Source organism: Leifsonia sp. NCR5, assembly GCF_002105485.1.
In the GTDB taxonomy this organism is placed as follows: Bacteria; Actinomycetota; Actinomycetes; order Actinomycetales; family Microbacteriaceae; genus Leifsonia.
Map to the genome: position 1 here is coordinate 52,187 of NZ_NCSR01000001.1, position 15,948 is coordinate 68,134.

The 15,948-nt window shown below is 69.6% G+C and carries 10 protein-coding genes; 2 read left to right on the top strand and 8 right to left on the bottom strand.

The window, feature by feature from the left end:
* Nucleotides 1–109: 109 nt before the first annotated feature.
* The 5 genes from B7438_RS00225 to B7438_RS00245 form a co-directional block, all read right to left on the bottom strand.
* On the bottom strand, nt 110–2,944 hold the full coding sequence (locus B7438_RS00225; RefSeq protein WP_143465478.1) for a hypothetical protein: 2,835 nt from the start codon (nt 2,942–2,944) through the stop codon (nt 110–112).
* 68 nt (nt 2,945–3,012) lie between these two features.
* Entirely contained in the window at nt 3,013–3,837 is an 825-nt protein-coding gene (locus B7438_RS00230; protein WP_085367338.1) for a carbohydrate ABC transporter permease, read from the bottom strand.
* Nucleotides 3,834–4,802 (bottom strand): carbohydrate ABC transporter permease, encoded by a 969-nt coding sequence (locus B7438_RS00235; protein WP_085367339.1) that lies wholly within the window; start codon nt 4,800–4,802, stop codon nt 3,834–3,836. Before B7438_RS00235 ends, B7438_RS00230 begins: the two co-directional genes overlap by 4 nt.
* Complete coding sequence (locus B7438_RS00240; RefSeq protein WP_085367340.1) at nt 4,799–6,163, bottom strand: extracellular solute-binding protein; 1,365 nt, start codon at nt 6,161–6,163, stop codon at nt 4,799–4,801. The genes B7438_RS00235 and B7438_RS00240 overlap by 4 nt, the downstream gene beginning before the upstream one ends.
* Before the next feature lie 47 nt (nt 6,164–6,210).
* Nucleotides 6,211–7,182 (bottom strand): carbohydrate kinase family protein, encoded by a 972-nt coding sequence (locus B7438_RS00245; protein WP_179150688.1) that lies wholly within the window; start codon nt 7,180–7,182, stop codon nt 6,211–6,213.
* Between the two features lie 213 nt (nt 7,183–7,395).
* Between B7438_RS00245 and B7438_RS00250 the strand changes: the two genes are divergently transcribed.
* Entirely contained in the window at nt 7,396–8,172 is a 777-nt protein-coding gene (locus B7438_RS00250; protein ID WP_085367342.1) for a DeoR/GlpR family DNA-binding transcription regulator, read from the top strand.
* Nucleotides 8,169–9,527, top strand: coding sequence for a 6-phospho-beta-glucosidase (locus B7438_RS00255; protein WP_085367343.1), 1,359 nt, complete (start codon nt 8,169–8,171; stop codon nt 9,525–9,527). The genes B7438_RS00250 and B7438_RS00255 overlap by 4 nt, the downstream gene beginning before the upstream one ends.
* On the opposite strand, the gene B7438_RS00260 is transcribed toward B7438_RS00255, so the two are convergent.
* Genes B7438_RS00260 through B7438_RS00270 form a run of 3 tightly spaced genes read right to left on the bottom strand, consistent with a single transcriptional unit; the run spans nt 9,517 to nt 15,931 of the window.
* A complete protein-coding gene (locus B7438_RS00260) occupies nt 9,517–10,260 on the bottom strand; it encodes an HAD-IIB family hydrolase (protein WP_085367344.1) in 744 nt (247 codons plus the stop codon). The two genes, B7438_RS00255 and B7438_RS00260, sit on opposite strands and share 11 nt — an antisense overlap.
* Nucleotides 10,260–11,363, bottom strand: a complete 1,104-nt coding sequence (locus B7438_RS00265) for a LacI family DNA-binding transcriptional regulator (protein WP_085367345.1) — start codon at nt 11,361–11,363, stop codon at nt 10,260–10,262. The genes B7438_RS00260 and B7438_RS00265 overlap by 1 nt, the downstream gene beginning before the upstream one ends.
* The gene (locus B7438_RS00270) at nt 11,345–15,931 is read right to left on the bottom strand and encodes a polysaccharide lyase family 8 super-sandwich domain-containing protein (protein WP_085367346.1); all 4,587 of its coding nucleotides are present in this window, start codon (nt 15,929–15,931) and stop codon (nt 11,345–11,347) included. The genes B7438_RS00265 and B7438_RS00270 overlap by 19 nt, the downstream gene beginning before the upstream one ends.
* Between the last annotated feature and the right edge of the window lie 17 nt (nt 15,932–15,948).

Below are 15,948 nucleotides of genomic sequence, written 5' to 3' on the forward strand. Positions count from 1 at the left end.
AGTGATCTGCCTGTGTGCGAATACCATACACCGCTCGGTTTCCTGAAAATCGAGTCCGACGTTGTTCACGGGTGGATGCGGCGTGTCGCGTGAATAGCTTCGGACTCGATTATTTGCGGGGGCGGGAGAGGAGGGTGATCATGCGGGTGAGGTTGGCGATGTACTGAGGGGTGGACTGGTAGTCGGGGTGGGTGGCGACCTTGACGAGGTAGCGCGGGGGACCGAACTCGTCCGCACCGCCGTCGACGGGGTTGGCGCGGTGGCTGAAGACCGGGAAGCCGAGGTAGTCGGTGCGCCGCCAGAGGTTGAACCAGGCGATCTCGCCGTTCGGCTGGGTGAGCAGGCCGACGAGGGTCGGGTCCGCCGTGTCCGCCGGCGGAGGAGGGACGTCGGTGCCGCCGTGGTCGGCCTGCACCTGCGTGAACCAGGGGTCCGCGCGGCGCAGGGACGGCGTGAGCTGGGTCGGCGTCCCGAGCGGTCCCGGTCCGAACAGTTCGGGGAAGAAGCGGCCGAAGTACGTGCGGAGCTGCGTGCCGTATGTGAGCAGGCCGACGTTGCGGAGCTGATCCTGCTGGGAGGGCCGCAAGGTGAACAGGCAGGAGACCGCGAGCACGGCGCCGAGACTGTGCGCGCTCAGGATCACGCTGAACGGCCGCTCATGGCTGAGCGCATCCTCCTCCTGCTGCTCCTTCCACGCCAGCTGCTCCGCGATGCTCAGACCGGGCGGCGGCTTCAGATCGTGGGTGAGCCAGTCGACGACGCGGTCGCGCAGCTCCGGCACGACCCGCTCGGCGTAGCAGGGCGGCCCGAACGGATGCCCTGCGCGCGGGAGGAAGCACATCAGATCCCACATCACCCCGATGGGGCGCTCCTTGGTGGTGATCGCGTTCTCGGCGATGAGCACGACAGCGCTCACCGCGATCAGCCCGAGCGCCGGGGCGACGAAGCCGTCGATCCAGGCGAAGAACTGGGTCTTCGACACGGCGAGCGCCGCCACGAACCCCACAGCGAACAGCCCGGCGAGCACGCCGAGGATCGGCTCTCCGCGGTGGAAGAGGGCGGCGAACCGTCGGGCGCGCAACATCCGCATGGCGAGCCGGTCCGTCGTCCGTCCGCGCTCGATGACGCCGTCCTTGTACTCCTCCACCGGCTCGAGCAGCGGGCGGGAGCCTCCCGGGGTCGGCGGGGTGGTCAGCTTGGGCACCCACAGCATCCTGAGCACCACGATGCCGGCGACGAAGAGCAGCAGCAGCACCGCGATCAGCGGCACGACGTCGCCGAAGTTGCTGAACGCGATCGGGGCGTCGAGCGCGCGGCCGACCGGGGCGGCGCAGCCGCAAGCCGGCGTGCCACTGCCGAGCCAGCTCTGCACGCCGAGGACGAGCAGCGTGGACAGCAGCATCGCCGCCCCGAGCGACAGCAGCATCCACACCCCTGGACCCATCCCGGCCCAGCCTTCCGTGCGGTACCGGTCCCTGGTGCCGTGGATGCGCGGCCACACCCCCACGAGCACGAGCTGCGCCGCCAAGAACAGCGCGGCCACGAGGTAGTACACCCACTGGAACGCGCCGGGCTGACCGCCGAGCCGCGCCGGGTTCATCGACACCCCGATGAGGAAGGTGAGCCCGGAGACCGTCATCAGCGCGATGGAGAGCACGTGCGGAACGCCGCGGCGCCAGCCGAGCGCCGAGATGCAGATGGCGACCAGCACGCCCAGGATGATCGACGGCGCGGAGACCAGGCCGAGGAACGCGAACGACGGCGACCGGTGGTACGCGCCGTTGACGAACAGCGCGACCAGGACGAGCAGGTAGAGGACCACCGAGGCGGCGAGGGTGACCGCGGCGACCGTCTCGCGGCGGCGCTGCTCGTCGCGGAGGAAGGCGGCGAGCCGTTCCCCCGAGTGGTTGACCGTGTCCGACGAGCGGACGATGCGGACCACGATCCAGACGATGCCCGCCGCGGCGACGACGCCCGCCGCCGTGAAGTACCAGAGGTCTCCGCCCGGGCCGAGGAGGCGGGCGACGCATCCACTCGGCCCGAACGACTGCAGCTCGCCGCAGCCGGGCGCACCGGCGAAGACGCGGTCCCAGACCAGCAGCAGCGCGATCAGGCAGAACGCGCCGGACAGGTGGAGCCATTCCGTCGGCGATCCGACGCGGGACTGCTGCCAGAAGCCCTCGACGCTGAGCGGGCGCCGCTCGGTGGCGCGCATCGGGGTGTCGGCGTTCCGCATCCGGCGCACGGTGTTGAAGATGCCGGCCTCGTAGCGGGTGCGCGCGCTGTGCGAGACGAGGTAGAGCACGATCACCCCACCGATCGGCACCAGCGATAGCACCGCCAGCTGACGACCGCGCTCGGCCAGGAAGCCGGACGTGAGGAAGTCGAGCACGCCGGAGGGCAGGGCGGGACAGGCGGCCCCGCCGAGACACTGGGTGCCGATCAGGTCGAGACTCACCGAGCCGAGGGCGCACACGTAGAGCAGGGTCAGCCCCAGCGCGAACACCCGCAGCGAGGTCACCCCCACGCCGCCCCGCCACTCGCCGCCCGCGTTCTGATTCGGGATGCGCCTGGTCCAGTAGGCGCTGTTCGTCAGCCCGAACGGCAGCAGCAGGAGCCACGCGATCTGCACGAAGAACTGCCCGATGATGACGAGGGCGCCTCCGCCGTAGCGCGCCATCGCGCCCCACGAGTACGCCTCGCGGCGCACATCCGGCGGAGGCACGGCTGGATTCGGGGTGTCGTCGTCAGGGTCGGGCTCCGGCAGGCGCGTCGCCAGCCAGAAGCCGCCGTTCTCGTCGCCCTGGTACTGCCGCAGATCGGACTTGTCGACGCCCAGCATCTCTGCCGGCGGCGTGTTCTTGATCCCGTGGATCCGCAGCTCCAGGATGTGGTTCGGCTTCGGCTTCCCGTCGGCGCCGCCGGCCGTCGCGCTGTCCGTCATGGTGCCCACCCCATCGTTGGTGACGGGCGAACACTACTCCGGGTGAGGTTTTGTCGTCTATAGCGGCGTCATTTCGCGGAGATGCCGCCGAGCATCCCGGAGATGAAGCGCTTCTGGAGGAAGAAGTACAGGACGACGATGGGGATGGCGACGATGATGCCCGCCGCGCTCAGGAGCGAGTAGTCGGTGAGATGCTCGCCCTTGAAGAATGCGAGGCCGAGCGGCGCCGTCCTGCGGTCCTCGCTGGTGATGAGGACGAGGGGCATCAGGAACTCGTTCCAGGTCCACATGGCGACCAGCACGCACATCGTCATGATGGGGGCGAGCGACGGCGGCACGATCACCTGCCAGAGCACGCGCAGGTCGCGGGCGCCGTCGATGCGGGCCGCCTCGATGATCTCGCCGGGGAAGGCGCGGAACTGGTTGCGCATCCAGAAGATGCCGAACGCGAGCGACTGCGCGGTCTGCGGCAGGATGAGGCTCTGGTACGAGTCGGTGAGGCCGACGCTGCGCAGGTTGAAGTACAGCGGGATGATGAACGCCTCCGCGGGCAGCATGAGCCCCGCGAGCATCACGAAGAAGATGATGCCGGAGCCGGCGAAGTCGAGGCGGGCGAAGGCGAACCCGGCGAGCACGGACAGCACGGTGGTGAGGACGATCACCCCGAGCGTGACCACGATGCTCGAGAACATGTACGTGGCGAAGTGCCCCTCGGTCCACGCCGTGGCGAAGTTGCCGAGGTCGATCTTCGTCGGAAGGGCGAAGCCGCCCTGGTTGTCCGCCGACGGCGTGACCGCGGAGAACAGCACCCCGACCAGCGGGATGACGGCGAACAGGGCGAAGAGGGAGAGGACGATGTAGTCGACGATCTTCTCGCGGCGGGTGAGCCTCATTGCACGTCCTTCGGCTGGATCCGGCTGATCAGGGCGGTGACGACCATGATCACGAGCGTCAGAGCGATGGCCACGGCGGCGGCCGAGCCGACCTGTCCCGTGTTGAACGCCCGGTTGTACGCCTCGTACGCCGGCACGGTGGTCGAGGTGCCAGGGCCGCCTCCCGTCGTCACGTAGACGAGGTCGAAGGTCTTCAGCGCCGAGACGATGGTGAGGGTGAGCGCCACGGCGATCTGGCCACGCAGCGCGGGGAGCGTGATGGAGAAGAACTCGCGCGCCGCCCCCGCTCCGTCGAGCCGCGCCGCCTCGAACAGCTCCGGCTGGATGTTGCCGACGCCGGAGAGGAACAGCACGAGGCACAGGCCGATGTTGAGCCAGGTGCCGACGAACCCGATCGCGGGGAGCGCGAACGCGTAGTCGCCGAGCCAGACCCTGGCGAGCCCGTCGAGGCCGAGGAACCGCAGGGTCTCGTTGACCAGGCCGTCCTGCGAGTAGATCGAGACCCAGATCGTCGCGACCACGACCGAGGCGATCACCTGCGGGAGGAACAGGACGGTGCGGAAGGCGCTCATCCCGCGCAGGGCGTTGGCGCGGGAGATGAGGGCGGTGAGGAACAGTGCGAGCACCACGGGGATCACGGCGTAGAACACCATCAGGATGAGCGCGTGCCCGAACGCGCCGCGCAGCGCCGTGTCGGTGAACACCGAGACGTAGTTCGCGAACCCGGCCCAGGTGGCGGGCGAGAGGCCGTCCCAGTCGTAGAACGAGTACTGGACGGTCTGGATGAACGGCCAGCCGAGGAAGACCGCGAACACGAGGAACGCGGGCAGCACATAGAGGTATGCGACCAGGCTGCGCTTCCTGCGTCGCCCCGCCCGGCCGGAGCGCGCTGCTCCGGCCGGGCGGACAGCCGGTCGGACGGCGGGGGCGACCGCCTGTCCGTCCTTGTGTGCGGTCACGGTCATCCGTTCTTCTTCGTGAAGGCGGCGTAGTCGTCCTGCAGCGTCTGCGTGAACTGCTCGGGCGTCGCCTTCTCGGCGATCAGATCCTGAGCCGCCGCGGTGATGGTGTCGTAGAACGTCGGCGTCGCGTAGTCGAGGTACGGGGTGATGCCGTTCGACTTCGAGATGGTGATGTAGTTCGCGGTGACGTCGCCGGTGACCGTGCCGGTGGCCTGCTCGGACCCGCTCGGCACGACCGTCGGCAGGTTGCCCGTCTTCACGAGCACCTCGGACGCGTTCTTGTCCGTGACGAAGTCGATGTACGCGGCCGCCGCGTTCGCGTTCTTCGACTTGGACGTGATCGCCCAGGCGAGGCCCTCTCCGCCCATCGTGACGGGCGTGTCCGATCCGGCGGGCTTCAGCGCGGTGAAGCCGATGTCCTTGGATGCCGTCGCCTCGGCCAGCGTCGCCAGGTACCAGGTGCCGGTGATGAGGAACGCCGCGTCGCCGTTGCCGAACGAGGCGACCGCCGCATCCCGGGAGACGCCGTTGGCGCCGGGGGTGATGTACCCGGACTTCTGCCAGCCCTGCACGACATCGGCCGCCTTCACCTCGTCGGCGCCCGTCCACGATCCGCTGGAGCCGTTGACGAGGTCGTTGACCTTCTGCGATCCGGCCAGCGCCGACAGCGCGAACCCGTACAGGTGGATGCCGGGGCTCTTCTCCACGTCGCCGTACGCCAGCGGCAGCGAACCGGCGGCCTTCACCTTGGCCATGTCCGCGGTGAGCTCGTCGAGCGAGGTCGGCGCCTCGCTGATGCCCGCCTTCTGCAGCACGGCCTTGTTGTAGTAGAGGCCGACGAGCTCGCCGGTCTGCGAGACGCCGTAGAGGTCGTCGCCCTGCCACTTCTTGCCGTCGGACGAGAACGAGTTGAGCTTGAGCAGGCTCGACGGGTAGTAGTCGTTCCACTTGTAGAGGTCGGCGTAGTCGTCGACGGGCCGGAGCAGCCCGGCCTTCACGAACGCGCCCATGTCCGGGTAGCCCTGGTTGGCCTGGACCACGTCCGGCGGGTTGTCGCCGGAGAGCGCGAGCTTGAGCGTGGTCTTCAGGTCGGAGAACGACCGGGAGACCCGCTTGATGGTCACGTTGGGGTACTTCTTGGTGAAGGCGGCGTTCAGCTGCTTCTGCGCGTCGTCGATGCCGCCGTCGGTGTTCTGATCCCACACGGTCAGCGTGACCTTGCTGCTGCCGAAGTCTTTGGAGACCGGTCCGAGGCTCTGCGTTCCGGATGGCGCCGAGCCGCCCGGCGCGCACGCGGTGAGTCCGAGAGCGATCGCGGTGAGGGCGCCGGCGAGCAGCGCCACCTTGCTGGTGTGTCTCTTCATTGCAGTGTCCGTTCGGTTGGGGTGCGAGGGTGCGAGGGATCGATGGGTCAGTGCGAGCCGGTGGGCACGCGCATGCGGTCGAGGAACGACCAATCGCCCGCCGGGTTGCGACGGTCGACGAAGTCGATGAGGTCCTGCGGCCGCGGCGCGCTGGCCGCGCCGCCGAGACCGGTGACGGAGATGGTCGCGCTGAGCGACGCGAAGCGGAGGCGGGTGCGCAGGTCCCAGTCGTGGCCGAGCGCTGCCATGAACGTGGCGACGAAGACGTCGCCCGCCCCTGTCGGGTCGACGGCCGCGACGGGCACGGCCTCCACCTCGACGATCTCCCCCGCCGCGGAGTCGACGGCGACGACGCCGCGCGGTCCCCTGGTGACGACGGCGAGCGGCACGTGCTCCGCCAGTGCTTTGGCCGCCGCCACCGCGTCGTCGGTGCGCGTGTACTGCATCGCCTCCGCGTCGTTGGGCACGAACACGTCCACCTCGGAGAGGCGGCGAAGCACGTCGCCCGACCAGTCTCCCGAGGCGTCCCAGCCGACGCCGCCGACCACCGTGGTGCCCGCTGCGCGCATCCGGCCGACCCAGGCGGGCAGTTCGTGGGCCACGCCGACGTGGGTCGCGCCGATGGGGCCGAGGTCGTCAGGGACGTCCTGGTGCCCGAGCTCCACCTGGTAGGTGATGAAGGAGCGGTCCTCCGGGGTGGTGAGCGACACGGTGACAGGGCTCTGATGGTCGGCGATGCGTTCGAGCAGGCGTGTGTCGAGTCCGGGCTCGTCGTCGAGCATCCGGTGGATGTGCTCGCCGAGCGGGTCGTCGCCGAGGCGCGACAGCAGCAGAGTGGATGCGCCGGCCCGCGCAGCAGCGACCGCCCGGTTCGCAACGCCTCCCGCCGTGATGGTGAAGGCGTCCGCGTAGACCTCCGCTCCCACGGCGGGGACGTCGACGCCGGAGAAGACGATGTCGCAGAAGATCTCGCCGGCGAACAGGAGCTCGGCTCCCTGGTGCAGCGGTCGTTCGATCACGGGCTCTCCTCTTCGTTGCGGATCCGCGGGGTTCGACACTCGATGCTCGACTTTGCGTGACTATGCGACGGAACCGCTGATATTCAGCAAGCTTGAGCAGCGAGTGTTTCGATTACATTACCTGCGTGACGCACTTTTGTTAAGTTTGCGTATCTGAGTATTTTCTCTGCTCGTGTTTGCGCGACTCTGCTCATCTGTGAGTAGAGTGTCACCATGATTCTTCGCGAACGGCAGAACCGCATCCTGTCTGCGCTGCGGACGGACGGCTCCGCCTCCGTGCGCGAGCTGGCCGAAGCACTGGCCGTCAGCGAGTCGACCATCCGCAGAGACCTGGAGCTGCTCGACCGCAACGGCGAGCTGACCCGCACCTACGGCGGGGCGGTCCTCACGCCCGGCGCCACCGTGGAGGACCACGGCCGCAGCGCGGAGGAGGGCACCTTCGACGAGACGACGGACGCCGACCTCAAGCGCCGCATGGCGGAGGCGGCGGCCGCGATGGTCACCGACGGCAGCGTCATCATCCTGGACATCGGCACGACCACCCCGCTGGTCGCTCGCCTCCTGCGCGGCAGGGACATCACCGTCATCACCTCCAGCCTCGCCGTCTTCGACGAGCTGCGCGACGACGACGCCGTGCGCCTGGTGCTGCTCGGCGGCGTCGTCCGCCGCAACTACCGCACCCTGGTCGGCTCGCTCGCCGAGCTCGCCCTCAGCCAGGTGAGCGCCGACATCGTGTTCCTCTCCTGCACGGGCGTGCGGGCGAACGGACACGTCGTGGACAACATGGCCGTCGAGGCGCCGATCAAGCAGTCGATGATCGCCGCCTCCGACCGGGTGGTGCTGCTCGCCTCCGAAGCCAAGTTCCCCGGGACAGGAGCCCTGCGGCTCTGCTCCCTCACCGAAGTGGATGCGCTGGTCACCACGACCGGCGCTCCGGAAGAAACGCTCGCACTGTGCCGGAACGCCGGCGGAGAGGTCACTGTCGTATGAAGCTCTGCATCCTCGGAGGCGGCGGATTCCGCACGCCGTACGTCTACCAGGCCCTCCTGCGGGACACCGGTTCACCGCGCGTCGAAGAGGTGGCCCTCTACGACGTTGACGAGGACCGCCTGCACACGATGGTCGCCATCCTCACCGAGCTGGCCGCCGGGTTCCCCGACGCGCCGCGCCTCGTGCCGACCACCGACTTGCACCGCGCCGTCGAGGGCAGCGACTTCATCTTCGCCGCCCTCCGCGTCGGCGGCCTGGAGGGACGCCGCTGCGACGAGCACGTCGCCCTCGACCTCAACGTCCTCGGCCAGGAGACCACCGGCCCTGGCGGACTCGCGTACGCCATCCGCACCGTGCCCGTGATGGTCGAGGCGGCGAAGGCGATCAAGGACCTCGCCCCCAACGCGTACGTGATGAACTTCACCAACCCGGCCGGCATCATCACCGAGGCCATGCAGTCGGTGCTCGGCGACCGCGTGCTCGGCATCTGCGACACCCCGTCCGGCCTCGGCCGTCGTGTCGCGGGCCTGCTCGGCCTCGACCACACGCGCGTGCAGATGGACTACGTCGGCCTCAACCACCTGGGCTGGATGCGCCGCCTCCTCTACGACGGCCGCGACGTGCTCCCCGAGCTGCTGGCCGACGACGCCCTGCTCGGCGCGCTCGAGGAGGGCCACGTGTTCGGGGCGGACTGGATCCGCAACCTCGGCTCCGTGCCCAACGAGTACCTGTACTACTACTACTTCAACCGCGACGCCGTGCAGACGATCCGGGAGTCCGGCAAGACCCGCGGCGACTTCCTCGCCGACTCGCAGAGCGCCTTCTACACCAAGGCGTCCGACGCCGGCCAGGGCGTCGCCGAGCTGTGGCGCACCACCGTCGAGCGTCGCAGCGCCTCGTACATGGCCGAGGCGAAGGGCGGCACCCAGGATGCGCCGACCCACGTCAAGGAGCGCGAGCAGGACCCGTCGCACCAGGGATACGCGGGCGTCGCCCTCGGCGTGATGGCCGCGATCAGCCGCAACGAGCGCCAGACGATGATCCTCAACGTGCGCAACAACGGCACCATCCACGGGCTGCCGGACGACGCCGTCGTCGAGGTGCCCACCCTGGTGGACGCGAACGGCGTGCATCCGCTGACCACCGACCAGCCCGACCTGCACCAGGTGGGCCTGATGTCGCTGGTGAAGTCGGTGGAACGGCACACCATCGCCGCGGCGCTCACCGGCTCGAAGGAAGAGGCGGTGGCGGCGTTCGCCCTGCATCCCCTGGTCGACAGCGTGACCGTCGCCCGCTCGCTCGTCGCCGGCTACATCGAGCGCATCCCGGAGGTGGCGGCGGTCCTCACGAAGTGACGAGCAGTCCTTCGACGATGGCCGCCGTCTCCGACGGATCGGACACCGACCTGGTGGGGATTCCGAGCGCGATCACGGGATAGTCGTTGCCGTCCGGGTCCAGCCGGTCTCCGATGAAGAGCATGTCGGAGAAGGGGATCCCGGTCAGCGACGAGAGCTTGGTCATCCCGTACGCCTTGTCCACGCCGTGGCGGGTGATGTCGATGCTCGTCGAGCCTCCTGCGCGCACCTCCAGGCCGGGAAGCCGGGACTGGACGGCGGCGCGGAGCAGGTTCCTCCGCGTCCCGTCGCGGTCCCAGGCGGCCTTCTTGTCGATGGGCGCCAGCTGACCGAGCCCGGAGAACGTGATCTGCGACCCGCGATCCTCCAGCACGGGACCCCAGGTGTCCTTCTCCCAGAGCCCGAGGCGCGACGCCTCTTCCTGGACCGTCGCTAGCGTTTGCGTCCGCTCCGTATCGGTCAGGTTCTCGGCGTACTGCAGTCTCCATCCCGCGCCGTCCCAGCGGTAGTAGCGCGTGCCGCAGGTGGGCATGAGGTGGAGCCGGTCGAGCCGTGCCGACCCTGGCAGCTGGGAGAGCAGCTGGTCGCGGAACTGCTCGAACCTCCCTCCCGAGATCACGCACACCTCGGAGACGTCGAGCAGGCTGGTGAGCAGCTCGATCATCCGGGGAGCGGCGGGCGACTTGGACGGGGCGAGGGTGTCGTCGAGATCGAAGGCGACGAGGCGGGGCATCAGCGGGACCTTTCGTGGATGGTGGTGGATGGTGGCGCCGTGCTGGCGCGCACGACGAGTTCTGCGGGCGGGAGCTCGACCTCGGCGACGGGATCCCCGCCCAGCAGGGCGACCAGACGGAGGCCGCATGCCCGACCCCAGGCGTATGCGTCGCGTCGCACGCTGGTGATGGCGGGCTCCGTCACGAGCGCGAACGAGCTGTCGTCGAGGCTGATGACGGAGAGGCTCTCCGGCACTCGCATCCCCCGGCGCCCGATCACGCCCATCCCGGCCGAAGCCAGGAGTCCGGTGTCGTAGAGGATCCCGGTGGGCGGTGCCTTGAACCCGAGCAGCCGGTCGGTGGCCGCCCGCGCAGAGGCCGGCGACGGGTCGGTGAGGCCGATCACGCGCGCGGACAGCCCGAGCGCACGCGATTCGTCGGCGAACGCCTTCTGCCGTCGCGCCGACCGCTGCGTGCCGGTCTCGGCGACGATGGCGATGCGCTCGTGTCCGGCCGCGGCCAGGTGGCGCACGGCCTGGGCTGTGCCCTCCCACTCGTCCGCGTGCGCCACCACGTGCTCCGCGACGAGGAACGGGAGACCGAGGGCCGTCAGAGCGGCCGGACGGTCGTCGGAGGTGCGCAGATCGACGATCAGGATGCCGTCGACCTGCGACTCGCGCACGAACCGGTCGTACGCACCCGTCTCCTCCGCGGCCGATGAGACCACTCGGACCACGAGGGCGGTGTCCGTCGCAGCGAGCGCCGTGCCGACCCCGTCGATGAACCCGGCGAGGTCGGAGCAGGCGCCAGGGCTGACCCCGTGCCGTCCGACCACCAGGCCGACGCTCCTCGGGCGGTCCAAGGAGAGCGCCCGCGCTCGCGCGTTCGGCTTCCAGCCGAGGTCGTCCGCCGCCCGGAGGATGCGCTCCGTCGTCGCCTCGCTGAGGCCGCGGCGTCCGTTGAAGACGAACGACACGGCGCTCTTGGAGACCCGTGCTCGCGCAGCGACGTCCGAGATGGTGACGCGGCTCCTGCCCGCCTCCTGGACGACCCGCTGGGCGGGAACCGGACCCGAACCGGTTCCCGCCTGAAGGCCGGCGCCTGCTATCCGGCGACGGCCCATGGGCCGTTCGCGGAGCCAGGAGCCTGGTTGCGGGAGTACCACTTGGCGACGTAGACGACGCCCTTGTAGCTCGCCTTCTCCCCGGCGTTGAAGATGCGCGACGGAGTCCACAGCGCCGTGCCGTCCGGCGCGGTGGCGATCTCCTGCCACGGGCCGGTCGCCCCACCCGGGACATCCGAGCGGCTGTACCAGGAGGCCAGGTACGTCTTGCCCTGATAGACGACCGTTTCCCCGCCGTTGAAGACCCGGGATGCCGTCCACGCCGTCGCGCCGTCCTCGGTCAGCGCGAGCTCCTGCCAGGCGCCGGCGTTGCTCGCGCCGGGCTGCTCGCCCTTGGTCGACCATCCCGCCGTATACACCGACCCGCGATAGCTGACGATGTCCCCGGTCTTGTACGTCGTGGTCTTGCTCCAGGCGGCCGGGAGGGTGACCGTGACGACGACGGTCGTGCTGGCGCCCTCCACCGTGTCGCTGCCGGAGTACGTCGCCGTCAGCGTATGGTCGCCTGCCGCGAGCCCAGAGGGGAGGGTGAACGTGGCGACGCCGTCACGCAGCGGCGCGACACCTCGATCCTTCGACCCCTCCGTCAGCGTCACCTGACCGCTGACCGGGAGCGGGGACGACACCGTGACGGTGACGGTCGCGGCGGTTCCCCATTTCGCGGTGACGGCCGGCGCACTGATGCTCGCCGTGGCGCGGAGCCCGTCGATCGCGGCCTTCAGCGCTGCGGCGCGGCCGTCGATCGCGGCCTGGGTGGCATCGGCGGCCTTGAGCGTCGCCTTCGCGGCTTCCAGGGCGGGCAGAACGGGCGCCCAGGTCGCGGCGGCGTACTGCGTGCTGTCGAGGCCGGCGGCGCGGTCGACCAATGCCTGCAGCGCACTCCGGTCGACCGCCACCGTGACGGGGCACCGGACGAACTCGTCGCCAGCGCCGTGCACCAGCACGATGGAGGTGCTTCCTGGCACTCCTGTCGTGAGGGCGACAGCGATGGTCCCGTCCGCAGCGGGCTGCGGCGCGGCCGAGACCGCCGCGACCGACGGGTCGAGCGAGTACGCCGTGAAGGAGTCCCCCGCGTCGAGCGGGCTGATCTTCGCCGTCATCGTGGCCGTGCTCTCGCGGTCCGCCGTCACAGGAGCCTGGCAGGTCAGGCTGTAGCCGCCGTAGACCTCGAACTCCCAGATGTTGAGCCCGTACTTGGTCGCCGGCGAGCCGATCACGCGGACGTAGCGCGCCTCCGCCGTCGGGAAGTCCGTCGTGTCACGACGGTGATCCGCGGTGCCGGAGTTCTGCACGTGGGCGAGCTGGGTCCAGTCGGTGCCGTTCACCGAGCCCTCGAGCTGGTAGTCGGTCGAGTTGCCCGACTCCCACTCCACCACCGCTTGAGACACCGGCCGCACAGCGCCGAGGTCCACCTGCAGCCAGTTGCGGTTGGTGTACGGAGCAGTGCCGGTCGGCCGCGCCGACGACCACTTGGTGGTCTTCGAGCCGTCGGTGGCGGCGGTGGGCTGGACGTTCGCCAGGTTGTTGTAGACGCTGTCCGCCGTGGTCGGCGTGCCCGCGGCCAGGTTCACCCGCCCGCCGGCGGTCGGTGCCGCGGCGATGGCGCCGTCCCCGAACACCTCGAACTCCCACAGCGAGACCCCGTAGGTGGTCAGCGCCCGCTTCACCGTCTGCATCCGGACGTAGCGACCGGTCGCGTTCAGCGCCACGAGGTCCGTGCCGCCGTCGCTCCCCGCTGCCGGGGTGGCGTATGCGTCGCGCCAGGTGCGGCCGTCGTCCGAGACCTGGATCTTGTACTGGCTGGCGTACGACGCCTCCCAGAACAACCGTGCTGCACCGATCTTCTGCACGCTGCCGAGGTCGACCTGCAGCCAGGACGCATCCGGTGAGCCCGTCCTGTCGGCGATCCACCTGGTGGTCGCGTTCCCGTCCGTCGCGCTCGCCGGACTCGTTCCGTCGGACGCCGTGGTGGGGGCGCCGAGGGCGAGGTTGACGCGGGAGAGGGCGGAGAACTCCCCGACCGAGTACGACCCGCCGCCCGGCCCGTCCAGGGGCAGGATGCGGACGAAGTTCGCCGCGGTGGCCGGGAAGTCGACGTGCTGGTGTCCGCCCGTCCCGTTCTGGACGAGCTTCTGATCGGTCCAGGTCGTGCCGTCCAGCGAGGTCTGGACGAGGAACCGGGTGGCGTAGTCGCTTCCCCAGTCGACGTCGGCGCCCATGGCGTACGAGCCGGCGGTCAGCCGCTGGCGGAGCCACGGCGCTGCGCCGGACGACTGCCACGTCGTCGCGGCGTCCCCATCGCCTGTCAGCGACGGGCCGTGACCGGCCACCGACCCGCTCGCGGTGTACGGCGAGCCGGCCGAGTCGTCGGCGGCGAGCGGCTCCGTGACGGTCTTGCCCAGGTTCGCCCCTGTGCCGAGCACGAAGGAACCGTGGGACGCCGACGCTCCGCCGCTCAGGGTCACATCCACGAGGATCCCGGGCTGGCTGGGGTTCGACAGGCTCACCACCGGGGTCCCGGAGGACTCGTCGAGCATCACGATGCTCGGCTGGCTCACCGAGAGGGTGCGGCCGTCGCCGAGGTCGAGCGAACCGGCCCGGTAGAAGGTCGCCATCGTCCGCTTGAGGCCGGCGTGCTGGACCGCCTGCACCGACGAATCGTTGCGGAGGATCTTCACGGCGGGGTTCGCCGCGTACGCCTGGGTCTGCGCGGCCGACTTGGCGGGGAGCACGATGTACTCGTATCCGGCGTTGCTCGGCTTCACCCCGTGGTCGAAGTACAGCGAGAACGCGTCGTGGCTCTCCGGCTGGTCACCGTAGTAGCTGCCGGTCTGCGTCTTGTCGGAGACGGTCACCGCCTGGTCGGACGGGAACACGTAGCCGACCTTGTCGTTGTAGGCCCACGACGGGTCGCCGACAACTCTGCCGTCCGTGCCGGACTCGACCTTCTGCCCGTCCACCGACGCGTTGCCCTTCGCGGCGACCTGGTTGACCGTGGTGTGGATGGGCGCGGCCGACGTCGACTGGATGCCGGCGCCGAGCGCCACCATCTCGTCGTCGAAGTAGTAGTAGCTCTTCTGCGCCTGGGTGCCGACCCTGTCCAGGCTCTCCACCGTCGCGCCGTACATGCCGTCCGAGACGCCGCCGGTGAATGCCCCGCCGTTGGCGGAGCGGCCGTCCTTGCCGAGGGTGGTCTCCTTCACGTACGGCACGGTGGTGCCGGGGTAGTGGAACCAGTCGAATGCCGGACCGAGGTCGGTGTACTCGTTGTTGGTCACCTGGATGGCCGTGGTGCCTGTGCGGTTCCAGACGACCTCGTTGCCGACGTCCTTGCGGATGGTGGACCGGTACTCGCTGCCCACGGTGCGGTTGGAGTTCAGACCGGTCACGATGCCGTAGTCCGCCCGCTGGTGCGACGAGAACTCCGACCGCCAGAAGTATGTGTCGCCGATCGCGCCGTTCCCGGCGGTCTTGCCCCGGATGTTGTCCGCCATCTGGCGGTAGGCGGTCGCGTAGAGCGGGTCGGTGCGCGCCATCCTGTCCAGTGGATCCAGGAAGACGGCCGCGTAGCTCGTCACGCCGTCGACGGTCGTGGCCGGACGGTAGAGGAGGTACAGCATCTCGATCTCGCCGCGGATCAGCCAGCGGGTGCCGTCGACGATGTAGAACGCGATCGTGTCCAGCTGGTCGCGGGTGAAGGCCAGGCTCGTGCCACGGGCGGAGTCCGCCCACATCGCCACCATCGTGAACAGCGCCATGCCGTAGCCCTCGCTGTAGAGCTGCGCGCCGTGCGCCCAGAACGTCGCATCCGGCTGCACGGCCTCCTGCACGGTGCCGGAGTCGTCCACCGCCACCGTCTGCACCATCGTGGCGAAGCCCGCGGTGATCGCGGCGGCATCCCGGGTGGCGAGGGCCTTGTAGAGGTAGTCGGAGGTGCGCCAGGCGCCGTTCGCGCCCGCCGGATCGAGCTTGCCCTGGTTGTGCTTGATCGCCAGCGCCGCCGCATCAGGGCTCAGCGCGTCCCCGACGAAGATGGAGATGCGGCCCATGGCGATGGACTCGCCGATCTCGGTCTCCCACCAGTTGGTGTTCCCCGGATTCACCGCGTCCCAGTACGCGAGCGCCCGCTGCTCCGCGTCGATCAGCTTCGCGTCTCCGTGGCCCTTCGCCGATGGGTCGCGGTACGCCTGAGCGATCGCGACCATCCGGTAGAGCGCCTTGTACGCATCCCAGGTCTTGCCGTTCGCCGAGCTCGTCGTGTCCTGGTAGTTCACGTCCGACCAGGAGCCGTCCGCGTTCTGCGATGCGACGTAGTCGAGCGCGTTCGAGGTCTGCGCGAGATAGATGCCGTTGGCGATCTGCACCTCGTCGCCCTGGCTCAGATAGTAGTCCTGCAAGCGGTTGACGATCGTGGAGACGTCCGTCTCCAGGTCCGCCGCCTGTGCGGGCGCGGCCAGGCCGGCGATGCTCAGCAGGGCGACGACGAGGGATGCGACCAGCGCCGACAGGCGCGAGCGGCGGACGAGCGAGAGACGTGGAGCGTTCGGGTCTTCAGGATGACGCATCATTGCGTAGGACTCCTTGT